At 48.1% G+C, this 26,624-nt stretch carries 23 protein-coding genes; 12 read left to right on the top strand and 11 right to left on the bottom strand.

Features of this window, described 5'->3' with window-relative positions; translation table 11 throughout:
* Nucleotides 1-79 precede the first annotated feature (79 nt).
* Nucleotides 80-1,243: a cell wall-binding repeat-containing protein gene (locus tag WDY75_RS18495; RefSeq protein WP_231888116.1), complete on the top strand. Its 1,164-nt coding sequence runs from the start codon at nt 80-82 to the stop codon at nt 1,241-1,243.
* 202 nt (nt 1,244-1,445) lie between these two features.
* Here the strand turns inward: WDY75_RS18495 and qoxD are convergent, their stop codons facing one another.
* From qoxD to qoxA, 4 genes are all read right to left on the bottom strand, one after another.
* Nucleotides 1,446-1,733 (bottom strand): cytochrome aa3 quinol oxidase subunit IV, encoded by a 288-nt coding sequence (gene qoxD, locus WDY75_RS18490; RefSeq protein WP_006209801.1) that lies wholly within the window; start codon nt 1,731-1,733, stop codon nt 1,446-1,448.
* A 1-nt stretch (nt 1,734) separates the two neighbouring features.
* Entirely contained in the window at nt 1,735-2,331 is a 597-nt protein-coding gene (qoxC, locus tag WDY75_RS18485) for a cytochrome aa3 quinol oxidase subunit III (protein WP_006209802.1), read from the bottom strand.
* The gene (qoxB, locus tag WDY75_RS18480) at nt 2,328-4,271 is read right to left on the bottom strand and encodes a cytochrome aa3 quinol oxidase subunit I (RefSeq protein WP_006209803.1); all 1,944 of its coding nucleotides are present in this window, start codon (nt 4,269-4,271) and stop codon (nt 2,328-2,330) included. Before qoxB ends, qoxC begins: the two co-directional genes overlap by 4 nt.
* A 63-nt stretch (nt 4,272-4,334) precedes the next feature.
* Entirely contained in the window at nt 4,335-5,339 is a 1,005-nt protein-coding gene (gene qoxA / locus WDY75_RS18475; RefSeq protein WP_006209805.1) for a cytochrome aa3 quinol oxidase subunit II, read from the bottom strand.
* 694 nt (nt 5,340-6,033) lie between these two features.
* Between qoxA and WDY75_RS18470 the strand changes: the two genes are divergently transcribed.
* Nucleotides 6,034-6,297, top strand: a complete 264-nt coding sequence (locus WDY75_RS18470; protein ID WP_156515057.1) for a hypothetical protein — start codon at nt 6,034-6,036, stop codon at nt 6,295-6,297.
* A 219-nt stretch (nt 6,298-6,516) separates the two neighbouring features.
* Nucleotides 6,517-6,744: a hypothetical protein gene (locus WDY75_RS18465; protein ID WP_063479304.1), complete on the top strand. Its 228-nt coding sequence runs from the start codon at nt 6,517-6,519 to the stop codon at nt 6,742-6,744.
* Between the two features lie 53 nt (nt 6,745-6,797).
* On the opposite strand, the gene WDY75_RS18460 is transcribed toward WDY75_RS18465, so the two are convergent.
* Entirely contained in the window at nt 6,798-8,243 is a 1,446-nt protein-coding gene (locus WDY75_RS18460) for a PLP-dependent aminotransferase family protein (protein ID WP_063479305.1), read from the bottom strand.
* A 134-nt stretch (nt 8,244-8,377) separates the two neighbouring features.
* Here WDY75_RS18460 and WDY75_RS18455 point away from each other — a divergent pair, with 134 nt between their 5' ends.
* The 5 genes from WDY75_RS18455 to WDY75_RS18435 all read left to right on the top strand — a co-directional run bounded on the left by WDY75_RS18455 (nt 8,378) and on the right by WDY75_RS18435 (nt 12,935).
* A complete protein-coding gene (locus WDY75_RS18455) occupies nt 8,378-8,998 on the top strand; it encodes a LysE/ArgO family amino acid transporter (RefSeq protein WP_063479306.1) in 621 nt (206 codons plus the stop codon).
* A 107-nt stretch (nt 8,999-9,105) separates the two neighbouring features.
* On the top strand, nt 9,106-9,957 hold the full coding sequence (locus tag WDY75_RS18450; RefSeq protein WP_063479307.1) for a GNAT family N-acetyltransferase: 852 nt from the start codon (nt 9,106-9,108) through the stop codon (nt 9,955-9,957).
* 79 nt (nt 9,958-10,036) lie between these two features.
* A complete protein-coding gene (locus WDY75_RS18445; RefSeq protein ID WP_063479308.1) occupies nt 10,037-10,861 on the top strand; it encodes a sugar phosphate isomerase/epimerase family protein in 825 nt (274 codons plus the stop codon).
* Nucleotides 10,862-11,475: 614 nt separating this feature from the next.
* Nucleotides 11,476-12,396 (top strand): D-alanyl-D-alanine carboxypeptidase family protein, encoded by a 921-nt coding sequence (locus tag WDY75_RS18440; protein WP_063479309.1) that lies wholly within the window; start codon nt 11,476-11,478, stop codon nt 12,394-12,396.
* Nucleotides 12,393-12,935, top strand: a complete 543-nt coding sequence (locus WDY75_RS18435) for a VanZ family protein (RefSeq protein WP_063479310.1) — start codon at nt 12,393-12,395, stop codon at nt 12,933-12,935. The genes WDY75_RS18440 and WDY75_RS18435 overlap by 4 nt, the downstream gene beginning before the upstream one ends.
* Nucleotides 12,936-13,280: 345 nt before the next feature.
* Here the strand turns inward: WDY75_RS18435 and WDY75_RS18430 are convergent, their stop codons facing one another.
* Nucleotides 13,281-13,451 carry a hypothetical protein gene (locus tag WDY75_RS18430; protein WP_231888051.1) on the bottom strand — a complete coding sequence of 57 codons (171 nt, stop codon included), beginning with the start codon at nt 13,449-13,451 and terminating at the stop codon, nt 13,281-13,283.
* A 261-nt stretch (nt 13,452-13,712) separates the two neighbouring features.
* On the opposite strand from WDY75_RS18430, the gene WDY75_RS18425 reads away from it, so the two are divergent.
* Nucleotides 13,713-14,126, top strand: coding sequence for a hypothetical protein (locus WDY75_RS18425; protein ID WP_006209819.1), 414 nt, complete (start codon nt 13,713-13,715; stop codon nt 14,124-14,126).
* Between the two features lie 117 nt (nt 14,127-14,243).
* Here the strand turns inward: WDY75_RS18425 and WDY75_RS18420 are convergent, their stop codons facing one another.
* Nucleotides 14,244-15,155, bottom strand: a complete 912-nt coding sequence (locus WDY75_RS18420; protein ID WP_063479311.1) for an aminoglycoside phosphotransferase family protein — start codon at nt 15,153-15,155, stop codon at nt 14,244-14,246.
* Between the two features lie 234 nt (nt 15,156-15,389).
* Here WDY75_RS18420 and WDY75_RS18415 point away from each other — a divergent pair, with 234 nt between their 5' ends.
* Both WDY75_RS18415 and WDY75_RS18410 read left to right on the top strand, forming a co-directional pair.
* Nucleotides 15,390-15,704 (top strand): DUF1904 family protein, encoded by a 315-nt coding sequence (locus WDY75_RS18415; RefSeq protein ID WP_063479312.1) that lies wholly within the window; start codon nt 15,390-15,392, stop codon nt 15,702-15,704.
* A gap of 245 nt (nt 15,705-15,949) precedes the next feature.
* On the top strand, nt 15,950-19,051 hold the full coding sequence (locus WDY75_RS18410; protein WP_063479313.1) for a hypothetical protein: 3,102 nt from the start codon (nt 15,950-15,952) through the stop codon (nt 19,049-19,051).
* Between the two features lie 104 nt (nt 19,052-19,155).
* Here the strand turns inward: WDY75_RS18410 and WDY75_RS18405 are convergent, their stop codons facing one another.
* The 4 genes from WDY75_RS18405 to WDY75_RS18390 are packed head-to-tail and all read right to left on the bottom strand — an operon-like array spanning nt 19,156 to nt 21,250.
* Nucleotides 19,156-19,692, bottom strand: a complete 537-nt coding sequence (locus WDY75_RS18405) for a phage tail protein (protein ID WP_006209825.1) — start codon at nt 19,690-19,692, stop codon at nt 19,156-19,158.
* A gap of 16 nt (nt 19,693-19,708) precedes the next feature.
* Nucleotides 19,709-20,206, bottom strand: a complete 498-nt coding sequence (locus tag WDY75_RS18400; protein ID WP_006209826.1) for a phage tail protein — start codon at nt 20,204-20,206, stop codon at nt 19,709-19,711.
* Nucleotides 20,207-20,234: 28 nt separating this feature from the next.
* Complete coding sequence (locus WDY75_RS18395; RefSeq protein ID WP_082834336.1) at nt 20,235-20,744, bottom strand: phage tail protein; 510 nt, start codon at nt 20,742-20,744, stop codon at nt 20,235-20,237.
* Nucleotides 20,745-20,776: 32 nt separating this feature from the next.
* Nucleotides 20,777-21,250, bottom strand: coding sequence for a GNAT family N-acetyltransferase (locus tag WDY75_RS18390; RefSeq protein WP_051449125.1), 474 nt, complete (start codon nt 21,248-21,250; stop codon nt 20,777-20,779).
* Between the two features lie 431 nt (nt 21,251-21,681).
* On the opposite strand from WDY75_RS18390, the gene WDY75_RS18385 reads away from it, so the two are divergent.
* Nucleotides 21,682-26,562, top strand: coding sequence for an Ig-like domain-containing protein (locus WDY75_RS18385; protein WP_338840374.1), 4,881 nt, complete (start codon nt 21,682-21,684; stop codon nt 26,560-26,562).
* Nucleotides 26,563-26,624: the final 62 nt, after the last annotated feature.

Below are 26,624 nucleotides of genomic sequence, written 5' to 3'. Positions count from 1 at the left end.
CCCTAAATCCGCATGAAGGATAGCAGAGATGCATGCGTGTTACGTTGTGTGCAGACAGGAGGAATGTACGGTGAAGAAAATGATCGCCGGCTGGGCCCTTGCCCTTCTTACGGCAGGCATTCTCGCTTGGAGTCAGACTGTGAATCATTCGGAGCCCTCGATTCCATCCGCTGTTCACAGCAAAGAGCTGCTGAAGGATACCCCTGTGCCATGGTCAGCTACCAAGAATACCATCCGATTGAATACGTCGGATCCAGTAAGTGCGGCGGTACTGACCTCCAAAACGCTGTGGCTGTCCACGAATGAGCACAGTCGCCCGCAGAGCGTTATTCTGGTGGATTCGGCCCAGTGGCCCATAGCCGCTGTCAGTGCCGATCTGACTCAGCTGAGCCAGGGGCCGCTGTTGTTTGTGGAAGAGGAGGGGATTCCCAAGGAAACGCTGGAGGAGCTGCGCCGCTTGAAGCCAAGGGGAGCGGAGAATAACAAAGGGATTGACATTATCACGGTCGGCCCGATATCGGAAAAGGTTATGAAGGATCTGAACGGACTCGACTATAAGGTCGACCACATAGATGCAACGGAGCCGGCAGAAGCAGCAGCTGCTATTGACGAATACGCAACAAAGGTAACGGGATCCGTTCCAACCTCCGTCATCATTGGATCGATGGAGCGCCCGAATTATACGCTGCCTGCGGTAAGCTGGATTGCGCATATGCCGGAGACACTACTGTTTGTCAGTGAGAAGGACGTGCCTGAAGATACGGTGAAGGCGCTTCAGAAGCGAAATGGGCAGGCACATATCTATATCATCGGCCCGGAGAAGGTGGTATCCCACAGCGTGGAGGAAAATCTCCGGCAATATGGCAACGTGATTCGAATCGCCGGGGATGATCCATACGAGAATGCCATTCACTTCGCACAGTACCATGATCCCGGAACGGGGTTCGGATGGGGGATACGCTCACCGGGCTACAGCCTCTCCTTCTCCATCCCGGATTCTCCTATCTTGTCCATTGCGGCTGCGCCATTGTCCCATATGGGTAAACATGCACCGCTGTTATATACGGAGCGGGATGGGGTTCCCCGTTCCATCATGAAGTACGTAGAGTCAATACAGCAAGCGTATGACAATTCGCCAATGGAAGCACCCTATAATCATGCCTGGATTATTGGAGATGAGAAGACCCTGACGACCAAACTTCAGAGCGAGATCGATGAAATTCTGGAGAACGCTGCCCCATAGCGATTCCTTCCTTAAAGATGAATTCAGGATATTGGGGGGCAACAGCGATTGGAGGAATGTTTCGTTCCTCAGCGTCTTTATAAAACACAAAGGGGCCTCCCGGAGTCAAGTGACTTTTGGGACGGCCCCTTCTATGTGGATGAAGCGATCGCGCAATGCGATACGTTCATCGGTTAATCTGTAGCTCGGCTATTGCCGGTTGTTATGCATACCATCCCCATACGAAGATGAAGAGCGTTCCGAAGATCGTGACAAGTCCAACAAACAGAGCGAACGCAATGTTGATATAAACGGATTTCTTGTCATCACTTTCGCCAACGTGCATGAACAGCATGAGCTGAACGGCAGCCTGCAGTATCGCGGTGACCAGCAGGATGGCAAATTTCGAAGCTGTCGGCATATCCAGCAGAACCACGAGTGCAACAGCTGAAAGGACGAGAGACGATATATAACCCGCTACATGCTTAATAGGAAACAGCTGCTTAATCATGTCACATCAGTCCTTTCAGGTATACAAAGCTGAATATGAAGATCCACACAACGTCCAGGAAGTGCCAGTAGAGCGAGAAGATAAAGGACTTGTTGGCTGTGGAATGATCCAATCCATGCTTTTTAAGTTGAATCAGAATGGCAGTTCCCCACAGGAGACCAAAGGTAACGTGAGCTCCGTGAGTCCCAAGCAGTGTAAACAGGCTGGACGCAAATGCGCTGGTAGAGAGTGTAACTCCTTCATGCACATAAGTGAAGAATTCAAAGATCTCGATACCAAGGAATCCTGCACCCAGCAGCAGGGTGATGACCATAAAGATCATCATCTGCTTTTTCAGACCCAGACGCATCGCATGAACAGCCAATCCGATGGTGAAGCTGCTCGTTAAGAGCAGGAAGGTCTCAAGTAGAACCGGTGTTATTTCAAAGATTTCCGCTCCGCTCGGACCGCTGGCGAAGCGGTTCACGAGAACGAAGTAGACGGTAAACAAGGTAGCAAAGAGCGCAATTTCAGCTCCGAGGAACAGCCAGAATCCGAAGATACGATTGCGGTTTTCCTCTGTTCCATATTCCAGCGGCTGAGTGGCATCTATTTTCATACCGTATCACCCCGCAGTTTCTGTTCGGTTTGAACAATCTCTTCAACCGGAATGTAATATCCGTGATCACGGTCAAAGGACATGGTAGCCATTATAATCAGCACCGCGACACCAGCCACGATGGATGGAATCCACCAGCTGAATACCAGGAAGAAGCCAAGGAAGAAGAAGGCAATACCCAGTATAAATGGTTTTCCGGTGTTGCTAGGCATGTGAATCTTCGTGATTTTCTCATCTGAGAGCGGTTCGTTGTTTTTCTTCGAGAACCAGTAGGCATCACGGCCTTTTACTTGTGGTGTGACAGCAAAGTTATATACAGGAACCGGGCTTGGCGTTGACCATTCCAGAGCGCGTGCATCCCATGGATCGCCTGTTTTGTCGCGCGGCTCGTAACGTGTACTCCAGTAGATGTTATATACGAGAATAACAAATCCGATTGCCAGACCGACCGCACCTACCATCGACAGCATATTCAGCGGGCCAAAGCCGGTTTCAGCTGAGTACGTGTACGTCCGGCGAGTCATACCCATCAGTCCCAGGAAGAACATCGGGAAGAAGGTAACGTTAAACGAAATGGCAATGAACCAGAAGGCAATTTTGCCAAGTTTCTCATTCAGACGGAAGCCGAACACTTTAGGGAACCAGTAATGGAAACCGGCAATGACGGCAAATACGGCACCTGGAATGAGCACATAGTGGAAGTGGGCAACCAGGAACATCGTATTATGATACTGATAGTCGGCACTGGCCATCGCCAGCATAACGCCGGTAACACCGCCGATCGTAAAGATCGGAATAAATGCCAGTGAATAGAGCATCGGTGTCGTAAAGCTTATTCGGCCTTTCCTCAGCGTAAAGAGCCAGTTGAATATTTTGACCCCGGTCGGCACGGCAATCGCCATCGTTGTGATCGAGAAGAAGCCGTTGACCATAGCGCCTTGACCCATCGTATAGAAATGGTGGGCCCAGACCAGGAAGGACAGAGCTGAGATGATAACCATACTGAAGACCATGGAACCGTAACCGTACAGGTTTTTCTTGGAGAAGGTCGATATAATCTCACTGAATATCCCGAATGCAGGCAGAATAACGATATATACCTCAGGGTGACCCCATACCCAGAACAGGTTGGCCCAGAGCATATCCATACCGCCGTTGGACATCGTGAAGAATTGTGAACCAAACACGCGGTCGAACATCATAAGCAATAGCGCAATCGTAAGTACCGGGAAAGCAAAGATAATGATGACACAAGTGATCAGCACAGACCATGTGAACATTGGCATGCGCATGAGTGTCATACCTGGTGCACGCATCTTCAGGATCGTTACGATAAAGTTAACGCCTGTAAGGAGCGTACCAATCCCTGATATCTGCAGCGCCAGAGAGTAATAGTTGTTGCCAACCGTCGGACTGAACTCGATACTGGCCAGCGGGAAATAGGCGGACCAGCCGGCATCCGGCGAGCCTCCAATGACAAAGGAGATGTTGAACAGCATCGCACCGGCGAAGAATAGCCAGAAGCTGATTGCGTTCAGTTTAGGGAATGCTACGTCACGGGCACCGATCTGGAGCGGAATGATAACATTCATCAGACCGAAGATAAACGGCATGGCCATAAAGAGAATCATAATGACCCCGTGAGTTGTAAATACTTCGTTATAGTGCTGACCCGTCAGAAATTTCATCTCCGGTGCAGCGGTCTGCGCACGCATCATCAAGGCGTCAACGCCGCCGCGGAACAGCATGATCAAGGCACAGATGATATACATAACGCCAATTTTTTTGTGATCCACGGTGGTCAGCCATTCCCGCCACATATATCCCCACTTCTTGTAATAGGTCAAGCCGAAGAGGATTGCAAGCGAGACGAGAACAATACTCACCATGGCGCCGTAAATTAACGGATCACCGGTAACGAAAAATTCGTCCCATTTCATAAGAGCCTAGCTCCTTTCTGGATGTATGAAGTAGATCGGGTGAACAACGTTTCACTCACCGATTTAATGTCCATCATGTTGATGATTTGGGCTTTCTTCAGCCGGGAAGTTCGGCAGCGGCTCGTTCGGATCCACGTTCGTTTCGCTGTCAAATTCCGTTTCCTCCGTTGTAGCAGGATCCGGGTGGACGTCTTTATGGTCCTGATGCTCCTCATTGCCATTGACATCACCGCCATGGTGATGATCTTCGGAAGGCGGCGGGCTGAATTCAAGGTGCGTGTTGGAGAAGCTCATTCGACCGACATGCGCGGTTTCCAGCAGCTTCTTAAACTCATCTTCCTTCAGCTCAGGAGCAGTTTCCTTGACATCTTGAACCCACTTGTCATACTCGGTCGAAGACATTGCAAGCGCCTCGAACTCCATGTGTGCGAAGCCTTCGCCGTTGAAGTTCGCGTTACGGCCCATCATGGAGCCCGGTTCGTCCGCTACCATGTTAAGCTTCGTAATCATGTCGCTCATCGCATATTTCTGGCCATGAAGCTGAGGGATCCAGAAGCTTGAGATTGTACCGAATGAGTACAGACGGAATTCAATCGGGCGATGTGTTGGAATGTTAACGTAATTCACCGTTTCGATTCCTTCTTCCGGATAGCTGAAGTGCCATTTCCAGTTCGAAGAGGAAGCGTAGATGACTAGCGGCTCTTGGTTTTCATAGCCTTCCGGCACATTCTCTACGGCCACCGTCGTTTTGACGGTCACAACCGAGAGGACGGCAACAATCAGGATCGGAATGGCGGTCCATAATATTTCCAGCCATTTATTGCCCTCTTCATGTGGCGGTTCGTAACCTTCGTTGGATTTCTTCGCTCGATATTTGGTGAGCATGAAGATATAAAGCGCATAAACTACGGCCAATATTCCGACCATCATGAGAATGGAGAATATGATTGTATCGGATAGGGTTCTGGCAGCCGGTCCTTTCGGATCCAATACCGTGAGTGAGCTGCATCCCGATAAGAGCAAGGTGAAGCTTAATAACAATGCAAATAACGGCCCTCTTTTGTTCATGATGTACCCCTTTCCTTGAAACGGCTTCGTTCAAATGTTTCTAACACATCTATAGTAGAAAGTTCTGATTGGCTTTGCAAAACACATAAATTTGTATAATTTACATATAAATCCACATTCGTGTCAATGTGTGTAATTTTATGTGTTCAATTTGTTACAAAAGGATTGGTGTGTGAGGCAAATCATTGTAGTGGTGCGGTTTAATCGCAGTTCATACTTTGTTCAAATATTCACGAGTGTTACCAGTTTCGTCACAATTCCGGGCTGGTTTTTGCCTTTAATAGCCAATCTGGAGACAGCATAAATCCTAGTATTTATAAGGGTTTAGAGGTGTATGTATGTTTTTTCACAATGATAAAAGGAGCGATTTTTCATTTCCAGGATACCTATTTAACCAAGAGGCATGTATGTTCCTGTGCTATGATATAACTAAAAATTGGAACCGTTTTTTTGCTGGAAGCCTTCAACTCGTTGGCCGAAAGTGAGGGGATGATGTGCGATCGTTCTGGATATGGCTCTTATTTCTAATATCAAGCTGGGTATGTGCCTTCCTGCTTGAGGTTCAACATGTTAATTCTGACCCGTTGCCTTGGAGATTGGGGAGCATCTCTATTTTCTTCACAGCTTATTTTATAGCGCTGTTATGCCGGGCAAGGCCTGCAATGCTATTTGTCACACTGCTCGTTGCCTCGCTGTGGCCGATCGCACAGATGCTTTTAATCCCTATATTCTCCTGGTTTTCTCCATTATTGCGGGAAAAGCGGCCTATCGGCTTCCGGCCATTCAGGCCTGCGTCATTGGTATCGTTCTGGTTGTCGGCGCCATCATGCCGGATTTGTTAGGCTACCCCGGCTTTCCATCGCCGTTCCTGGTTCGATATTCGGTTATTCTCGCAATTGGGCTTGCTTTATTCCGTACCGTCTGGGCCCGTTATGAAGAGTCTTCGGTTCGGATATGAAACGCTGCTCAGCGAATATCGTAATATGAAACGCCGGATGAATCGAATTCGAAGTGGATTGAATTATTAAATCAAAGCGATTCGTTTGAATTCAGAATGCAGGACGAAAAAGCCGCAAGGACGAAGGTACGCGAGGGGCGAGCTGATCTCGCCGTCCCCTTTACGCCTGCTTGGTTGTAGAGCTCTTTGATAGGCATTTTGCAAATGATGGTGGTATTTATGATATTCCGTTATGGCTTCGGGTTCGATTTAGGTGACGGCTACAGCTTGCTGTTGATGGTCGTTGTGATTTATACGCTGACGATCGTAGCCTTATCTATGCTCATGGTTGGTATCCTGCAATCCCCGGAGCAGTTTAATACACTGTTTCCGTCAATCATTCCGATCATGCCCCTGATCAGCGGGGTCTATATGCCGTCAGGCACAATCACGAATCCGTTCAGGTGAATACAGGGCCTTCTCCCATGGTTGATGACCATGGAAGGGGCCTTTTCTTATGGTTATGTATGGAGACGGATAAGCTCGGCCAGTTTGATGAGTCCGCTCTCCAGTTGATTGCAGGAGGCATAGGCATAGGAAAGACGAAGATGCTGCTGGTCGCTGCGGTTATAGATATTACCGGGGTTCAACAGGATGCCCTCCTTCAGGGCTTGTTCAAATAAAGGACGTATGGAGATAGGTTTGGTGACGTGAAGCCAGATGTAGAACCCGCCTTGCGGTATGTTCCACTGGGCAATATCGTGGAAATATTGCTTGAGAATATCGAGCGTAAAATCTCTGCGACTCCTGAGCTCCGCTCGGATCTGCATGAGATGCAACTCATACATCCCGCTCGACAACCACTCGACGACTGCGTGCTGGGAAAGTGCGCTGGATCCGTAGTCGGTTTGCATTTTGATATCGGACAGCCGGTCGATTACCGGCTCAGGACCCACAATCCAGCCGATGCGAAGGCCGGGGCCAAGCGTCTTGGACATACTTCCCATGTAGAGCACAAGCCCTTGCTGGTCCAGCGCTTTCAGAGACGGCGGAGAGGGAGCATCAAACCACAAATCCCCGTACACATCATCCTCTATGATGGGCAGCCTTTCCCTTGCACATATTTGAAGCAGCTCCGTTCGCCGCCTGGAAGACATCAGCGTTCCGGTCGGATTATGAAAGGTAGGAATCGTGTAGAGCAGGGCAGCATTGTGTTGGCGCTTAAGTCTCCCGATCGATTCCGTTCTAATGCCGTGCTGATCCATAGGAATCCCATGCAGAAACATGCCTGCAGACTGAAACACATGAATCGAGTTCAGATAAGAGGGGTTCTCTACAAAGATGGCGGAGCCCTGGTACAGCAAGCCTAATGAGATGAGCTGCAATCCCTGCAGTCCACCGGAGATGATCAGAATGGATGACGGGGTGGCATGAATTCCTTTCTTTTTCAGATAGTCACTAATGATTTCTCTTAAGTAGAGGCTCCCCTTCGGCTCAGAATATCCCAAAGAGAGTTTGCTGGCCATGCTGCCGCTGAAGATCTCCCGCATCTGGCCAGTGGGAAGCAGCTCCGGCGAGAGCTCTCCTGTACCGAGCCGGATTATATCCGGATCGGTTTCCGAACGGTTGATCTGCTGGATCATATGGATGTTTGGCTGGTAGGAGCCGGATTTCACATACTGATTCCAATCTGGCGGAGGCGTGGCGGCTATTAAACTCCAGGTATTGTTGGCGATGACCGTCCCTTGTCCAACCTTGGATTGAATCAAGCCGTCCGCGGCAAGCTCGCCCAATGCATAAACGATGGTGCTTCGGTTTACCCCAAATTTGGCAGCAAGGTCTCTCTGCGTCGGAATCCGGGTCCCGACAGGCCATTCCCCGTTCATAATTCTGTTCTTCATGTAATTGTAGATCTGCTGATGCAGCGGTATGTCGGAGGACTTGTTTAATTTCCATTCTTCTGTCATAGGAAACTCGCTTTCGCCACGTATTTTGTTCATTATAATTCATTGGTTGGGTTTCGTGCCAACCAATTGGTTGGAGACGCTGCTGGGATCGACCCTTACAATGGTGAAAATATCCGCAGGAGGTTAGGTTTCATATGATAGGCGTTATCCTTCATGGGTTCATCCTGGCACTAGGTCTTATTCTTCCATTAGGTGTGCAAAATGTGTTCGTATTTAATCAGGGAGCGGTTCAGCCTCGCTTCGCTAAGGCGCTGCCCGTTATCATCACGGCGGCTCTGTGCGACACGCTGCTTATTTCCTTAGCCATTTTGGGCGTATCCGTGATCGTTCTGGAATATGACTGGATCCGAATGGTGTTGTTTACCTTCGGGATCGGATTCCTGGTTTACATGGGATTCGTAACATGGAAGACAAAACCTTCGGAGCAGCAACAGGAAGCTGCTCGTTCGTTTACGACGAAAAAGCAAATTGTTTTTGCCATATCCGTATCACTGCTGAATCCGCATGCCGTGCTGGACACGATGGGGGTTATAGGCACAAGCTCGCTGCAATATTCAGGTACGGACAAGGCCATATTTGCCATTGCATGCATTATTGTATCCTGGCTGTGGTTCCTGGGCCTTGGTATTGCTGGCAGGTCGGCGGGGAGACTGGATTCGTCGGGTAAGCTGTTACCCGTGATGAACAAGATTTCGGCATTGATTATGTGGGGAACAGCGGTTTATCTGGGGGTTGGTTTGATGGGCGGGCTGTGATTTTTTCTCTAAAGACGTTTATTCCTTTGTCCTTGGATCTCGTAACCTTTATAATGAGCCTAATTCTAGTCATGATCTATCAAAAAAAGGAATAAGGACGGTGGGTTATGGAATACAGGTTGGTAAAGGCTGACCCTAAGGCGTTCTCGAAATATTTTGCTACCTATTACAAAAATATCTGGTTTAGACCGAGCTGGGCGGAGTTTGCCAAGATTCTATCGGATTCGGACGATGGCTACTGGGTACTTTCAGGCGATGACAAAGCCGCGGGAGTTTATTTGAACAACGAATCTATCGGACTAGTATTCGGAATACCGCCGTATTCCATTACCTCTGAACTGATCAGAGAGGTCAAGAACCATGCCCTTCAATCTTGGAGTTTGGAGGAGCATGATCTTCATGCATACAATGTCCTTGATGAACAGGAGTTTGCTTTTCGGGAAGCGGATTTTGTACAGGTTGAATCCAGGCAGTGCATGATCCGGCCGACCGAACAGCTTGAAGCATCCTTCGATGTTAACTATATTGCGAGAGTACCTGCAAGAAAAGATATCTCTGAACTGGTTGAAGTGTTTAGGAAAGCTTATGCCAATGGTCCGGACGAACGGGAAGTCGAAGTCTATATGAATGATACAGTCCATTATTTTGATCAAATAGATCTCAAGCTGCTGCAGGCATCCTCTCTAATATATGATCGAGCATCTGAAGAAATGGCAGGTGTATGTTTGATTTCCTTATGGGAAGGGTTGCCCCTTGTCTACAGCATTGCAGTAACAGCTGAGCATCGAGGCAAAGGTTTGGCAGGCGCGATGCTGGAGAGGGCATTAACCGTTCTGGAGCCGCAGCACCCCCTGCTGCGCCTCTTTGTCACTTCGGGAAATCGAGCTGAGCAATTGTATAAGAATAAAGGCTTCCTCTCAGGAGGGGAATATCACCATTTGAAATACACCCTCAAGTAAGAATTCATATATGGTATGGTTTGGAAGTACGGTAAACTAGGGGTAGCTTGAGTCCAACTTTGATGAAGGAGGTATGGCGATGAAGATTTCGATTGGCGGTTATTCTTTTTTCAATACGTTCCTAGAGGGAAAGATGGATGTGTTCGGTTATCTGGAGACGGTGAAGTACCGGTATCGTATGGATGCGGTTGATCTGTGGAATGGTTTTTTTATTGATCGGAGCGACCCTGTATACAAACTTGCTGATGAGAGCTACATTCGTAAAATTAGAGAAGCGCTCGATGAGAAAGAGATGAGGGTGGTTAATTTTGCTGTAGATGGAGCACATCTATGGGATCCCGACCCGGACATCCGTCAGAAACTGTATGAAAATGCGCTTGTTCATCTGGATGCAGCTGAAATCTTAGGGGCTGAAACGGTGCGGATCGACACAGGCGGCAGTTATCAGGAATCGGAACCGATGTCGGACGAACAATTCGAATATACCGTCAAGCGCTATCAAGAATATGCGGATCGTGCTGCGGAACGGGGGTATCTCATCGGTCCTGAAAATCATATGGGCGCGTCCCTCTTGCCGCGAGAAATGAAACGGATTGCGGAAGAGGTCGATCATCCGGCATTCGGCTTTTTGCTTCATCTTGGCAGATGGAAAGCAGATGAGACTGCGGGGGATGAGATGGTTGCGCCATGGGCGGTACATACACATTTTGATGCGAGGACGGTGCTCCTTCCTGATGCGGAGGACAAGGTACGGAGTTTGCTTGCAGGTGGATACCGTGGTTACTGGGGTGTGGAATACAATGCGCCGGGAAACCAGTATGTGGAGATGGAATGGATGATTGGTGCCGTTAAACGAATCGTGAGTCTTGCCAGCAGGGTGGATGAGGTAAGATGCAAACCTTGAAAGGCTTGATTGCTGGCGGACCGAGGGGGCGTTATATGGCAGGAAAAAATGGAGTTGAAACACGCAGCGGACATGAGGGGCGTTATTTATTGGAATAGTGGGAGATATCGCGTTTATAACGCCGTATAACGTTATGGGTGTCCGTTAGATTGTAAAAGGTGCTCTTTTGGCCTCTATAGCAGCGGTCTGGTCCGTTAGATTCAGCGGGAGGTCGAACGAGAACATAAGTCATAATCTACCTGCCTAGGGCATCACCAAAAGCCGATTCCATTTAGAATCGGCTTTGCTGTGTTCACGGCTCCCGACAGCATGAGGATACTCTGAAGTCGACTTACTTGCTCCGTTTAAACGGGTTGTTGTACAGTTTATGCCGCATTTCCATGCCATCCATCGTGACAAGGCCCGAATCAATCTCATAGAAGCGAGTGAGGAGGTTGATAATGGTTGTTTTCCCAAAATAGTTACCTAGTTGTTAAACCATCCGCTTCAGCCTTATCAAAGGAAAAGAGGCTTGTGAAGCTCACATTACTTAAGAAAAACTTTAACTTTTCTCTACTTTTCCTTAAACTATATTTTTTAAGCTAGATAGACAAAGTTAGAGGGAGATGTTGAAGTTGAAGAAGGGTTTTATATTGCTTGTTATATTCCTGCTGGTCGGGTGTGAGTCCATTCTAACGAACGCCCCTAATGCGAATGATGCGAAGAACAAAGATGGGCAAGAAGCGAATGCCGATTCCGCCACTCGAAGTGACAACCACTCCGACGAGAACGATTCCAATATAGAGACTCAAACAATCCATGTGACAGCTGAGCAGGTGACCCGGGGAAATCTGGTATTGGTTAACAAGGAACATCCGCTTGATGAGGGAGCGGTTCCGACGGATATCGTGAAGTTGTTTCAGGAACAAGATTTGATGAATGGTTATGTGCTTCTGGACAACACGATCCGGTTATCGCGCAGCGTTGCGCTGCAATTCCGTGAGATGGTTGAAGCGGCCGGTGAAGACGGAGTCCATCATTTCATGATCAGCAGCGGGTACCGGGACACCGAAGAGCAGGAGGTGCTTTACCGTGAAAAGGGTTCGGATTATGCCTTGCCTCCCGGCTACAGCGAACATAACCTTGGTTTATCCATGGATATCGGATCGACGCAGATGTCGATCGATCAGGCGCCCGAAGGAAAATGGCTGCAGAAGCATGCGTGGGAGTTTGGGTTTATTTTGAGATATCCCCCGGATAAGACCGAGATTACAGGCATCCAGTACGAACCATGGCATTTTCGTTATGTAGGACTGCCGCACAGCATGATCATGAACGATCTGGGTTTGACATTGGAGGAATATCTCGATTATCTGAAGAATTCATCCAGCTACAAAACAACCGTTGAAGGGAAAAAGTACGAAATAACGTATGTGCCCGTCACAACGAAAGACATTGCGCTTGAGATTCCGGTAGGAAGCGAGTATGAGGTATCTGGAAACAATATCGATGGAGTCATTGTAACGGTGAACCTCAGTCAGGATGATGGGGAATGAAGCAACCGCATAAATGGATCATTCTAGGGCTGTATGTCGTATATTTATACGTGCTGGTCAAGGTGATCTTGTTCAAATTCGGTTCCGTGGATATCTCATTTCTGTGGCAGCAGCTGCAACGGACGATGGATAATCCCGAATATATGCAGGCGCGATTGCAGTTTGCCAACTTTACGCCTTTTGAATCAATTAATCAAAATATGAAGCGGCTGCCGAGCCCGCACGATGTCATGAACCTCTTTGGTAATATCGCTATATTTATGCCGAATGGCATATGGATTGGTTTAATGATCAGAAGCAAATTCCTCGGGTTCTTCGGTTCGTTCCTGATTTCCCTGGGGTTAAGCCTGGGACTGGAATGCTCGCAAATTGTGTTTTCCATGGGAAGTTTCGACGTAGACGATTTAATTCTCAATACGGCCGGCGGTGTGCTTGGATACGGACTGTATGTGATCTTCCGGTCGATCTATGCAGGTCTGTCGGTATTCTCTGCTGGAACGCCGGACGATCTCCATACGGTGAACAAGTCCAAACCATAAATTAGACGTAATCCATGAGTGACTTGGATTTATATTGGAAACTATAACGCGAGCAATTTTAATGATAGTAAACATGTTGATTGGGAGTCGCAGGGAACAGTTATGGTTCAGAGAGCTGTTGCGGTGGTGCATGAAGATCGAGTGTCACAAGTTGTACCAATTATCAAAAAAGAGCAGCCGCGTGTATGACGTGACTGCTCTTTTTATGCTATTTTAGTTGATTGTACAGGGCTTCCGCCCATTGGGTATGGAGCCTATGCTCGGGTCCAGGATTCAAGGGCGAGACGATTTTTAACGTATTGTTATCAAACGTGCCCATAAACCAATCAGGTGCATCCGTTTCGCCTACAGCCTGAGTGCCGCGCCAATATCGATTCGAATATCAACATATCTGGCAAAATCAAGGGAGATGGATTGGCGAATCCGCTGGCGGTACTCATCATACGTATCCTCAAATGTTCGCTTGGTTCCCTGATCATCCGGATAAATAGGGAGTTTGTCATGAGCTCTAGACATGGGTAAGAACCTCCTCTTGACCTTACAGTAAATTAGACACCGGAGGGAGGCAAAAAGCCACAGTGACAAAATATTTTCAGAGGCGAAATATGAATCGTTTATATAGGAAAGCTTCGATATGAGGGGAACTCAGAGTGATTCAGCTTGGTAAAACTAGGTTTTTGATCTATTTATATATCTATCCTATAAAGGCACAAGAAAGAAAGGCAAATTTGCATATGATGTCATAATCATGAGAATGGAAAGCGAGGTGATCATCGTATGTCTTCGAAACGCGTAAGGAAATCCAGGACTGTTCCCAAATCTGTACCTGCGTCACAGCATTGGGTAGGTCAACCGGTTGTGGTCGTTCTCAAAGACGGCAGTTATTATATTGGTGAACTGAGTCAGATCGAAGGTCAGGCAGTAACTCTATCAGGGCTCCGCGCCAACAACAAGATGCCGGCTTCGATTGCCCGCAGCGGGGATAAAGCGCAAATTTCCGGCTTTTTGAGTGCCTTGTTCGGAGGTCCGCCAAGCGGACCGGCAGCTGAAGGAGCAGTGGAAGGAGAGGCTGTTGCAGCCGGAGGCGGTGGTGGAGGTTTTGGATTTTTGGGACAGATCGTGCCTCACATTAAATTGGGAATGAATGTAATTAAAACCATTATGCCATTAATGGGGATGTTAAAAATATAATAACGGCGATTCGTAGATCCGTGATCAAGAAGCTTGAAGGGGTTCAAGCTTCTTTCTTATGCGACGTGTTTTTGCGAATTAAGCATGGGACCGAATGCCGTTCCGGCTAACTATCGATCAATCGGCCAGAGCACGTTGAATAATCGATTTGGCCTCCTCTGCAATGGCTTCATCCTTATCGTCCACAGCCTGCATAAATAGTAGCATAGGTATGTATACCGCAATCATTCGTGCGAGAATCTTCGTTTCATCGTCCACTTCACCATAGATTTCATAAAAAGCCTGTCTTGAGGCTGGAGGCAAGTAACTGTACGCGATGCTGAGGTCACAGGCCGGATGTCCGATGTTCACGTCGCCCCAATCGATAATGCCCGCAAGTATGCCCGAATCGTCCACTAACATGTTCTTAAAATGCAGATCGCCATGGAGGAGAACCTGTCGGTGTTCCACTCGTTCCAGGGTGATCCCTTGCAAATAGTTTGCGATTTCGTCTAGTTCCTCTTGCGTGATATAAAGGTTAAACCGGGATAGAAAATCCAGCATTCTCTCTTTGCGTCCAGCCAGGTCCGTCAGATTTCGCTGGTCAAACAATATGCCTTCTTGCTGTGCGACTTCCACAGGGAAAACGTGCAGGTTCTTCAGGAACTTGGCCAGAGCAGCTGCAGACTGCACGCGTGCATCGTCCGATATTCCAATCGGAAATTTACCCGGTATATAGGAGTAACCGAGAAAGGGAGCTGGATAGTGGGTGCTCTCTTTCCCGAAGAAGAGGGGCTTGGCATAAGGCACTGTAATATAGCCTGCCAGCTTAGGTAGAATTCTTGCTTCGGTTCTCAATAAATCAACGGCTACCTGTCGTCTGGGAAAGCGAAATACATACTCATCGCCTACACGATATACGGTGTTATCCCATCCGTTCCCGATTTCCCGGATCGGCAGAGAGGCTAGGCGGGGAAATTGGAGGTTTAACAGCTGCTGCACTAACGGTTCTGTAACTTCCCATTCTGCATCCCATAGATTACGACCCATGCTCAACTTCAACTCCTTATTTAGTAGATTGAACGCTTACACTCATCCAGTCTATAGGTTCGATCTTTACATGGCAACTTATATGATAGCTATAGCTGAACTTTACCAGGCGATGAGTGGATCTGAATCATAGTGATTCCTTTCACAATAACAATATTGTATAGTAGGGATAGAGACAAAAGTCACTCAGAAGACATCTATAAGACAATAAATTGACGAAATGAAGGGATTAGAGTGCCATATTTACGCTTTAAAGGTTTTCCAGATGTATTTCTTGAAGAAATAACACCTAAGGTTGTTGACGAATTCGCGGGTATTGTTCAAATTCCGCAAGAGATTGTGAAGATCGAGCTTCTTTCTTATCAGATCATTACGAATACGCCATTATCCGTGGAAATTCTGATGTTCCAGAGAGCGCAGGAGGTTCACGATGCGGTGGCAGCCAGCATTCATGGCATACTGTCGGAGCACGGGTACCGAAACGTACATATTTTCTTTGTGATTCTAAATCGGAATCTTTATTATAAAGAAGGAAGGCCATTAGAATAAAAAGAATAACAATAGAAAATGAGTACACCCCAAACAAGGAGACTGCTGCAGTTTCCTTGTTTTTTTGATGCAAGTTGCGAGGTTAAGCCATCGAAAAAAATATATATTTATGGATAAAATCCCCTTACAATTAGGTATATAGTGACAATTATCACCATTCCGAAGTTTATCTTGTGGAATTTATGGACCTAAAGAAGGGGGATTGTCACACAATTTATGAGACTTAGGGAGGAGACCCACCACAGATGGAAGTTATGGAAAGAACAAGCCAGTCGTTATATTCCGGTGTCCAGCGAGGCAAAAAAGAGGGGTACATCTATCTAACGGCTACCGATTTAAATTTAACGCAGGATTATTTATCCGATTCATCGGCTCACTATTGGATTCAGGCCGATACTATTCATCTTATCGGGTCGTTAAGTTTGCCCGGGCGTAATTTGATGCTGAATGCAAGAATCATTTCTTCTGATGGGAATGTGTCGATTAGTACGTCAGGAGCCCCTGTCCCTTCGGATCAGGACTTTGTACAGGAACCCAAGGCTGATCCGGGAATGAAGGCGATCAAGAATGGGGATCGTGGTGGAGATGGTATGGATGGCCTCGATGGAGGAGCAGGGATGTCCGGCGGACATATGGTGCTGGCTGCGGAACGTTTTGATCTAAAAGGGGAATTAAGGCTCGTGGCTAATGGCAGCAACGGAGGTCGTGGCCAAGACGGAGGAGACGGCATGGATGGCCGGCGGGGTGAGGATGGAAGAGACGCCGAGAAGCACTGGTTTTACGCGAATGATTATTCGACACCGGGTGGTAACGGTGGCGATGGAGGTAACGGCGGTCATGCCGGTCATTCAGGGAATGGAGGAGATGCCGGATGTATTTTTGTCGGATACGTGGTTTCCAGCGGAGAACACAGGATTACGATGGAAAATGAAGTCGGGATCGCCGGGGCACCTACCTTACCGGGAAAAGCGGGAGCGGGAGCTCCGGGTGGGATAGGCGGGTATAAGCTAGAGACTGTTACCGTTGGGAGAACCTCTTCCGTCACCCGGGTAAGCAATAAGAGGGATGCTGGCGGGAAGGACGGCATGGACGGCAAATCTGGGCTTATCGCAACTAATGCGGCTAATGGCGAACCCGCCAAATCCACCGTGGTGCAGATACAATATGATCAATTTTATGGATCGAAGCTAAGTAAAACAGAATTGTACAAAGAATTCTCTCCGATTGATTTGGAAACGGCCTTAGGTGCTTCACTTGAACGCCAAATGCTGACTTTGCATAAGGCTGGATTGGCCTATTTGACGGGGAGTGAGGAGAAGCTCGAAGAATCCGCGAGTCTGCTGGATTGGCTGCAGCGTACAACTCCGGATGAGGCCTGGTTTGACGTGGTTCGAGCTTTGAGCGATTATTCGGCTTTTCAAGGCAGCATGCTGGATGCGTCCATTCAATGGCTGGCACTACGCAACAAGTCCATTATTCTCCTTTCACAGTTGGGACAGGGACTTGATTATTTCAGCCATCCCTGGAACTGGACGCCGTTAATGCCTTTAGATAAGTACCAAGATCTTGGTGGCAATCTAATTACGGCTGCTCAACAAGCTGAAACCTTATATCATGAATATGTAAAGGCTGAAAACGATCAAAGGGGCCGCGTGAAAATATTAAAGGACACCATATCCATTGCAGTAAACCGGATCAACGATTTGGATGATCAAAGGCAAAAATCGATCATCGAACGGGAGCGCTTGGAATCGGAAGCAGACAAGCTGTATGAAAGCATATTGTCTAATGAGAAGCATCTCCAGAAAGTAGCGGAAGAATTTGTACAAGCGCTCAGGAAGAAGCTCGCCCTGGATTCCCTGAAAGCTACATTTGATCTGGTGGTTAACGGTGTGGCACTGGTCACTAACGTAACTCCGGCCATAACGGCGCTCAAAACAGGGGGAGCTATCGCTTCGGCGGTCAGTAATTATTGGAATACAGGCAAATCCATTGTCATTGATGATCCATTCAAAAACACAAAAACGGTGGAAAAAGAAAAGAAGAAGAAGGAAGCGGAGCTTTCCAAATCCATCAAAAATGTGACCACGGTCGTTTCTTCCGGTTTAGCGGTATTAAAGGATGGAGCAGAGCTATATGATTTGATCGGTCAGATGAATGCGGCGCGTGATTCCTTTGGCTATCGTTCATCCATGCTTACGATGTCGCGCGAAAAGTTCGAAAACATGCTGAAGCCGATCTATAAGCAGATGCCGGAGGAGAAGGTCGAGGGATATCGCAAAGCCTTCAATCAATATCTAAACGTTGTCGAAGAATATCAAGGCAAAATACAATCGGTGAAAGCAAAACATCTTGAAGAGGCAAAATGGTTTGCCGAAATGGAACAGCGCCGTGCAGATCAAGAAAGGATCCGGCAGGCGATGGGTGATGAGGTGGACGCAGGCCTGCCGCTGTTCCATACGTATATTCTCGATCTCTACAACGGTTTGAAATTGGCATTGACCGATTTTCTGTATCAGGAATACCAAGCGTACCGCTATATGGTGCTTAGTAAGGACTTTTTCCCGTTTATCCGGGATAGTCATGTGGCAGAGCTCGCCCGTATCCATGCTGATATGACCATTAAACTGAAAAATGCGCTGAACGCATCGGAGAATCCGGTGCAGCCGTTTAAGAACGTAACTTTCATTTTGAATGAAGCATCCTTTCCAGAGCAATTCGAAGCACTCAGAGACCATCGAACAGCCTTTTTCCCTTTGACACTGGAGAACAAACTCATCAGGGAGAAGATTGCAGGCAAAGCTCATATGATGGTCAGTGACTGTCACATTCAGTTGCCGGGTGCCCGGCATTCGGCGGGCAGCATTCACATTGAGTATACACACTCCGGTCACTCCACGTTCCTGGATTCGTATGGCGAGCGTTTTGACTTTGTCCATAACAAAAGCCACGGTTTCTTTGAATATGAAGTGACACCAAGTGAAGATGCGGGCGATGCTGGAGAACCTAAAGAGTACATTGGCAATTTGTCCGGCGGAGCAGTGGGTGATGGGAATAGCCGAATTATGCCAGGCTTATTGTCGATTTGGTCAATTGAGGTCCCACTTGAGGATCGACGAGGTTTTACGCTTAACGAAGGCGTAGATCTCAGTCAGGTGACAAAGATCGTAATGACTTTGGCAGGAAAGGCGGAGGCGTATACCACTCCAAAGGCCCCCACCGGAAAATTGAGCGCCTTTGCAGCGAAGAAACCGATTTCCGAGGCGTTTGCGGATCATGAAATGTTTGGCCTTCCGGGTAATGGAACTGAAGTTGTGCAAGCAGATTCGGTTGTTATAGAACTGTAGAGTTTGCAACCGTCTGTTCGATTGAATCCCTACTGACGGGTCTGTAATGTAAGAGGCGCCCATAATGGACGCCTCTTTTTTGAATCTATTGAATGCTTTAAGGCTTAGCCACGAGAAGGAAATTCGCCTTGCAAACAAATGATAAAATTTTGGGCGATAAAAGGCTGCATATTATTATGAGGTAAGGAAGAACCAGCTACCCCCACAGCCAAAGGTGCCATCTGTGTGTCAGCAGTGTTGTTATACAACGGAGGTTGCGGTGCAGTCGGTATAGGTTTGGGAGCTTGGGCCCAGTAAGCATCTTTAGGTGAATTCTGATTCCCGGTTGCAACAATGCCTTGAGGCGTGTGCGTATGAGCGGGAATCTCCGTTTGTGTTAATGTCACCGTCGGCTCACCAAGTTTCTCCCCAACATGCCGCGGCGACAAACCCGTTCCCGTCCCTTGATGTATTACAGCTGAACCCATTAAATTTGGCAATGCAAAGGTGCTCCTCCCATCACCTCCATACTGGATGCCCAGCACAGAGAATAGCGCTGTGTTTTGGGCTATTGACAATAACTGCCCATTACATAAAGCCCAGCCTTTCGGCGCGAAATTGCCTGCAAAAATTCGGATCTCTCCGATATATGCCTCAGCCATAGTATTGTCCTCCTTATTAGTTGCGAGAAGGAAAAATTCCCTCAATCGCAATAGCGTAATTCAAAACCGTGTAAGGCTGCATATTGTTATGGGCTTGTGAGCCACCCGCTGTGGAGAGACTTCCTGAATTCATTGGATTTTGCCCTACTGACGATCCAAATGAGTTTGGGACAGCGGCCCATACATTGTTCAGAGGAGATGCCATCGTCGGATTGGTTTGAGAAGCAACGGCTTGGTGAGTATGTATTGGCATCTCATTAGATGTTAGCGTATGTGAAGCTTCACCTTGGGCAGAGCCCAGCGGGATGGTTTGGGAAACATGAATGGGGACTCGGCCACGGTAATCAGGAAGTGCAAAAGTAGAAACTCCATTTCCCCCGTAGACGGTGCCGAGCAAAGAGAAAAGGGCCGGATTGCTGTTAATCGACAGTATTTGTCCTTCACAAAAAGCCCAGTTTCTGGGGGCGTAGTTATTGGCGAACAATCGAATCTCGCCCAAAAAAGGTTCTGACATGCGCTTACCTCCTGAATTGTATTTTGTTTTAAGGTCGAGGCGGGAAAGTGCCTTCTAGAGAGATAATGAACGAGATGACAGTCGAAGGCATCATGTTGTTATGAGGCTGATTTCCACCAGTTGAATATACGGCGGTGTTATTCATATTCACTGTGCTGGCTCCGGTTGCAGTGGAATATATTTTGCGTGGTGAATCAGCCCATGTTGCATTCGTTGGAGTCGAGGAGATCGTGGAGGAGTCCGAGGCTGTGTATACCTGATGCGTATGTGCCGGAAGTTGATTTGAATTTATTGTAACCTCCTGAGCCCCTGCTTTTTGTCCCCTTGCATACGCAGTACTTGGATGAACGGCAACTCTGCCCTGTAAGTCGGGCAAGGCAAAGGTGTTCTGGCCATCTCCGCCATAAAGCGTACCGAGTAGGGTGTATAGAGCTTCATTTCCAGCAATAGATAGTATTTGTCCATTACACAATGCCCACCCTTGAGGGGCAAAATTTCCCGCAAACATACGAATTTCACCTAAAAAAGCTTCACTCATTTGTTCTCACCTCGCCAAATTATGATTCAGACCTACTTTGTTTTTGAAGCACGCCATTCCATTACCTGATGAATACCCTCGCTGTGTACAGGAACAAACTCAAGCTTCTGGTACAAACTCAATGCCCTGTTCATAGGAAGTACGCTTAAACGAACAGCTGCATTGGCATGAGTTGCCCGATGTTGTAAATCCATGATCAAACGAGTCCCTATGCCTTGATTGCGGTACTCCGGAAGAAGAGAAATATCAATTAGCACCCATCTTGCTCCCTGATCAAGCACATATATTTGACCGACAGGCGCACCATTGTAACGGACGATCATACGAATGGCATCTGGGTAAGAAGAAGCATAAGACATGGTTTGAGCTCTCCATTGCATACGCAAAAACTGCTCCTGCTCTTCTACTCCCCAGCCCCAATTTTGTAATTCGTCTGCTCGAGTCAATGAATACAATTGAAACAAAAAGATCTCATCTTCAGGTCTTGCTGCAACTGTATCAATCAATGTTTATTTTCTCCCTTATTTAAGAGTAGGGGCTGCAACATCGTTGTCATAATTTGTTTATAACAGATGGGAAAGGGGCTGTCATTAAAATTTTGTGATTTTATATCGAATAATGGCGAATTATGTTTCTGAGATTATGGAATTAGAATATGAAAGGTAGATTGAAGTGGGCTAAAAGTCTTTACATTGTGAGAAAAGTCCCTAATTTTATATTTACCTTAATGAGAGTCTCGTTTATGATGAAAGTAATTTCCATTTCCTTCATTCACAAAGCCATCATCGGGAAATGAATAAGGCAATGAGTGAACTAGCCAAATACACTTAAATATGGGGGGCGGGTATGTTTTCAAGAAAAAGAGGGTTGAATCGTTTCATTCAGAGTTCGTTGGCAGGCATGTTGCTTTTTAGTTCTATTAGCGGGACAAGACAAATTGTATTCATTCATAGGAAATGGCAAACCGGAAGTGGTGTATACCGACAATTCAGTCCCTAATTTCTACAGAGTAACGTACGGTGATGGGGTGTATATTGCCACAACCTATATGGATGGAGAAGCCACCAAAATTTATCGATCGACTGATGGATTAAGTTGGGCGCAAGTTTACACAACGAATCGAGGCCAAGCGATTTTTGATATTGCGTACGGAAATCATGTGTTTGTAGCGGTAGGAGAAGCCGGTCAGGCCTACGTGTCAAATGATGGCATATCCTGGACGAAGGCAACGGTTCTGAATTACAACGGAATGGGCCTAGCCTCAGTGACCTATGCCGCAGGTAAATTTTATACAGTCAGCACAAATGAAAGAGTAGCAAGCTCACGAAATGGAGTTGATTGGCTTGAGGAATGGAGTAAGGCTTCCTCGTCCATTGATTTTGCTGACATTGGTATAGGTGGAGGACGAGCAGTCGCCGTAGGCTATGACAATCTAACTTATGACGGTCATATTAAATCAGCTCCTGTCCCAGTGGTAAACAGCGTGACGGTCAGCCCGGCCAATGCAACTGTGGTGCAGGGAGGAACGGAACAGCTGACTGCAACGGTGGATGTCAGCGGCGGTGCAGCCCAAACGGTAACATGGAGCAGCAGTGACTCGAGTGGCAATGTGACCGTGGATGGGAACGGAAAGGTGAGTGTGGCTTCTAACACCGTGCCGGGCCAGTACACGGTTACGGCAACTTCGACCGTGGACAGCACGAAGTCCAGCAGTGCCACGATTACAGTCACCGCGGCGGCAGTGGTAAACAGCGTGACAGTTTCTCCGGCCAATGCAACCGTCGTGCAGGGAGGAACGGAGCAGCTGACTGCAACGGTGGATGTCAGCGGCGGTGCAGCCCAAACGGTAACATGGAGCAGCAGTGACTCGAGTGGCAATGTGACCGTGGATGGGAATGGAATGGTGAGTGTGGCTCCTAACACCGTGCCGGGCCAGTACACGGTTACGGCAACTTCGACCGTGGACAGCACGAAGTCCGGCAGCGCCACGATTACAGTCACCGCGGCGCCAGTGGTAAACAGCGTGACGGTTAGCCCGGCCAATGCAACTGTGGTGCAGGGAGGAACGGAACAGCTGACTGCAACAGTGGATGTCAGCGGCGGTGCGGCGCAAACAGTAACATGGAGCAGCAGTGACTCGAGTGGGAATGTGTCCGTGGATACGAACGGAAAGGTGAGTGTGGCTTCTAACACAACCCCGGGCCAGTACACGGTTACGGCAACATCAACCGTGGACAGCAGTAAATTCGGCAGCGCCACGATTACAGTCACCGCGGCGCCAGTGGTAAACAGCGTGACGGTCAGCCCGGCCAGTGCAACTGTGGTGCAGGGAGGAACGGAACAGCTGACTGCAACGGTGGATGTCAGCGGCGGTGCAGCCCAAACGGTAACATGGAGCAGCAGTGACTCGAGTGGCAATGTGACCGTGGATGCGAACGGATTGGTGAGTGTGGCTTCTAACACCGTGCCGGGCCAGTACACGGTTACGGCAACTTCGACCGTGGACAGCACGAAGTCCGGCAGTGTCACGATTACAGTCACCGCGGCGTCAGTGGTAAACAGCGTGACGGTTTCTCCGGCAAATGCAACCGTGGTGCAAGGAGGAACGGAACAGCTGACTGCAACAGTGGATGTCAGCGGCGGTGCAGCCCAAACGGTAACGTGGACCAGCAGTGACTCGAGTGGCAATGTGACCGTGGATACGAACGGAAAGGTGAGTGTGGCTTCTAACACAACCCCGGGCCAGTATACGGTTACGGCAACATCAACCGTGGACAGCACGAAGTCCGGCAGTGCCACGATTACAGTCACTGCGGCGGCAGTGGTAAACAGCGTGACGGTCAGCCCGGCCAATGCAACCGTAGTACAGGGAGGAACGGAACAGCTGACTGCAACGGTGGATGTCAGCGGCGGTGCAGCGCAAACGGTAACATGGAGCAGCAGTGACTCGAGTGGCAATGTGACCGTGGATACGAACGGAAAGGTGAGTGTGGCTTCTAACACAACCCCGGGCCAGTACACGGTTACGGCAACTTCGACCGTGGACAGCACGAAGTCCGGCAGTGCCACGATTACAGTCACCGCGGCGTCAGTGGTAAACAGCGTGACGGTTTCTCCGGCCAATGCAACCGTGGTGCAAGGAGGAACGGAACAGCTGACTGCAACAGTGGATGTCAGCGGCGGTGCAGCCCAAACGGTAACGTGGACCAGCAGTGACTCGAGTGGCAATGTGACCGTGGATACGAACGGAAAGGTGAGTGTGGCTTCTAACACAACCCCGGGCCAGTATACGGTTACGGCAACTTCGACCGTGGACAGCACGAAGTCCGGCAGTGCCACGATTACAGTCACCGCGGCGGCAGTGGTAAACAGAGTGACAGTTTCTCCGGCCAATGCAACCGTAGTGCAGGGAGGAACGGAACAGCTGACTGTAACGGTGGATGTCAGCGGCGGTGCAGCCCAAACGGTAACATGGAGCAGCAGTGACTCGAGTGGCAATGTGACCGTGGATGGGAATGGAAAGGTGAGTGTGGCTCCTAACACCGCCCCGGGCCAGTATACGGTTACGGCAACCTCAACCGTGGACAACACGAAGTCCGGCAGCGCTACGATTACAGTCACCGCGGCGCCAGTGGTAAACAGCGTGACGGTCAGCCCGGCCAGTGCAACTGTGGTGCAGGGAGGAACGGAACAGCTGACTGCAACGGTGGATGTCAGCGGCGGTGCAGCCCAAACGGTAACATGGAGCAGCAGTGACTCGAGTGGCAATGTGACCGTGGATGCGAACGGATTGGTGAGTGTGGCTTCTAACACCGTGCCGGGCCAGTACACGGTTACGGCAACTTCGACCGTGGACAGCAGTAAGTCCGGCAGTGCCACGATTACAGTAGTCAGTGATATTGATGTGTATACGGTAACGATAAGCCATTTGAATGGCGGCCATATAACAGCTACCCCTTCTGTTGCTTCAGCAGGTAGTGTTATCAGCTTGAACACTGTACCGGATTTTGGTAAGAGACTGAAAGTTGGATCACTGAAATACACTTTCAATTCCACAGACTTCCCCATCACAGATGGAAGCTTTGTCATGCCAAGTGGGGATGTAACCATTAGTGCTGAGTTTGAGGATATATCAGAAAGTTTGCCTGTATTGAGTATTGTTGCACCTTCCTTTACGCCTGTAACAGTTGGTTACGAACAGCCTCCAGCAAAAAAATTGATCATCAGGAATACAGGGATGGTCGATACTACGATCAACAGTCTTACATCCAGTGAACCCGGCAAATTTATCGTTGAGGGGAATGGAGGAATTGTAGCTGCAGGTGAAAGTATCGACAGTTGGACGGTACGTCCTGTGACAGGCTTACCAGCAGGAACCCATTCTTCAGTAATAACGGCTGTTTATGGGAATGGAGAGATAGCAACTGCTAACCTGGTGTTGACCGTAAATCCTCCAAGCAGCTCAGGCGGTGGGGAGAATCCAGGAAATTCAGGCAATAACGGTAGCGCTGGTGGTTCTCAAGGCAGCGGAACACCGTCTCCGAATCCGTCACAACCGGATCCAGGTGGTGTGCCTGTAATGATCAATGGCAAGTCAGAGAATATCGGCAAGCTGGAAACGAAGGTCGTTGACCATCGAAAAATAACAACCATTACTCCTGACCCAGATAAACTGATAGAGTGGTTAGAGAGAGAAGGTAAGAATGCCGTAGTTACTATTCCAGTTGATGTTTCATCTGACTCCATTGTGGGACTGCTGACAGCTAATGTTGTTAAAAGGATGGCAGATCAATCAGCCGTATTGGAGCTGGTTACCCCAATGGCTTCTTACAGAATACATGCGGATCAATTCCCAATTGTAGCTATAGCGGACCAACTTGGGGCAGATGCTTCGTTATCTGAAGTGACGATTGAAATCATGATGTCTAAAGCCCTATCATCAGAAACAAGCCTTGCCCAAAGTGTGTTGAATCGAAAAGGAGTTTCACTTTTAGTGGAGCCTGTTCATTTTACCTTAATGGCTGAGTTTAACGGTGCAAAAATAGAATTAAATCGCTTCACTCGTTATGTTGAACGGGTTATTCCTATTCCAGAGACAGTGGATCCGAATCAAATCACGACAGGGATTGTTGTAGGATTGGATGGTTCCACTCATCATGTACCGACATATGTACAGAAAAAAGACAATCGTTATTATGCAGTGGTTAACAGCTTGACCAATAGTATGTACACCTTGGTCTGGCATCCAGTCGAGTTTGCTGATGTGACAGATCATTGGGCACAGCATGCAATCAATGACATGGGATCACGAATGATTGTTACTGGGATGGGCCAGAATTTATTCGAACCGAATAGGGATATTACGCGTGCAGAGTTCGTGGCTATGGTTGTACGGGCACTTGGTTTGATGCCGGTAAATGGCGAAATTTCGTTTGTGGATGTAAATAAGTCCGATTGGTTTGCTGATTATATCCAAACTGCTCATGATTATCAGTTAATTGAGGGTTATAGTGGTTCTCGGTTCGCACCCATGGACACGATTACTCGAGAACAAGCTATGACTATCATTGCCAAAGCAATGAATATCACGGGCATCAATCCTGACTTATCTCCTGAGCGAGTAAACAGACTGCTAGATGGCTATAAAGATGCAGCATCGATTTCAAGCTATGCTCGAGATCATATAGCCGCAGGTTTAGACCTGAATATTATAAATGGTAGAACAACCAATACCATTCAACCAAAGAGCAAAATCACTCGTGCTGAAGTTGCTACACTACTTCAGAAATTACTCAGGAAGTCGGATTTGATTCAATAATTTAAGAAAACTAAAGGATCAGGCCCTAGCGGTCTGATCCTTTAGTTTTGTGAATTACTTCA

Source organism: Paenibacillus glucanolyticus (assembly GCF_037333485.1).
Lineage (GTDB): Bacteria > Bacillota > Bacilli > Paenibacillales > Paenibacillaceae > Paenibacillus_AQ > Paenibacillus_AQ glucanolyticus.
Note: the sequence above shows the minus strand (reverse complement) of the source record. Positions and strands in the feature narration are given on the sequence as shown.

Excerpts from the sequence above, each read along its gene's own strand:
- WDY75_RS18435 (WP_063479310.1), top strand. The coding sequence starts at position 12,393 with ATGAAGCAACCGCATAAATGGATCATTCTAGGGCTGTATGTCGTATAT.
- qoxB (WP_006209803.1), bottom strand. The coding sequence starts at position 4,271 with ATGAAATGGGACGAATTTTTCGTTACCGGTGATCCGTTAATTTACGGC.
- WDY75_RS18410 (WP_063479313.1), top strand. The coding sequence starts at position 15,950 with ATGGAAGTTATGGAAAGAACAAGCCAGTCGTTATATTCCGGTGTCCAG.
- WDY75_RS18420 (WP_063479311.1), bottom strand. The coding sequence starts at position 15,155 with ATGGGTCGTAATCTATGGGATGCAGAATGGGAAGTTACAGAACCGTTA.
- WDY75_RS18400 (WP_006209826.1), bottom strand. The coding sequence starts at position 20,206 with ATGTCAGAACCTTTTTTGGGCGAGATTCGATTGTTCGCCAATAACTAC.
- WDY75_RS18465 (WP_063479304.1), top strand. The coding sequence starts at position 6,517 with ATGATATTCCGTTATGGCTTCGGGTTCGATTTAGGTGACGGCTACAGC.
- WDY75_RS18395 (WP_082834336.1), bottom strand. The coding sequence starts at position 20,744 with ATGAGTGAAGCTTTTTTAGGTGAAATTCGTATGTTTGCGGGAAATTTT.
- qoxD (WP_006209801.1), bottom strand. The coding sequence starts at position 1,733 with ATGATTAAGCAGCTGTTTCCTATTAAGCATGTAGCGGGTTATATATCG.
- WDY75_RS18495 (WP_231888116.1), top strand. The coding sequence starts at position 80 with ATGATCGCCGGCTGGGCCCTTGCCCTTCTTACGGCAGGCATTCTCGCT.
- qoxC (WP_006209802.1), bottom strand. The coding sequence starts at position 2,331 with ATGAAAATAGATGCCACTCAGCCGCTGGAATATGGAACAGAGGAAAAC.
- qoxA (WP_006209805.1), bottom strand. The coding sequence starts at position 5,339 with ATGAACAAAAGAGGGCCGTTATTTGCATTGTTATTAAGCTTCACCTTG.
- WDY75_RS18430 (WP_231888051.1), bottom strand. The coding sequence starts at position 13,451 with ATGTCTAGAGCTCATGACAAACTCCCTATTTATCCGGATGATCAGGGA.
- WDY75_RS18450 (WP_063479307.1), top strand. The coding sequence starts at position 9,106 with ATGGAATACAGGTTGGTAAAGGCTGACCCTAAGGCGTTCTCGAAATAT.
- WDY75_RS18460 (WP_063479305.1), bottom strand. The coding sequence starts at position 8,243 with ATGACAGAAGAATGGAAATTAAACAAGTCCTCCGACATACCGCTGCAT.
- WDY75_RS18405 (WP_006209825.1), bottom strand. The coding sequence starts at position 19,692 with ATGGCTGAGGCATATATCGGAGAGATCCGAATTTTTGCAGGCAATTTC.
- WDY75_RS18445 (WP_063479308.1), top strand. The coding sequence starts at position 10,037 with ATGAAGATTTCGATTGGCGGTTATTCTTTTTTCAATACGTTCCTAGAG.
- WDY75_RS18425 (WP_006209819.1), top strand. The coding sequence starts at position 13,713 with ATGTCTTCGAAACGCGTAAGGAAATCCAGGACTGTTCCCAAATCTGTA.
- WDY75_RS18455 (WP_063479306.1), top strand. The coding sequence starts at position 8,378 with ATGATAGGCGTTATCCTTCATGGGTTCATCCTGGCACTAGGTCTTATT.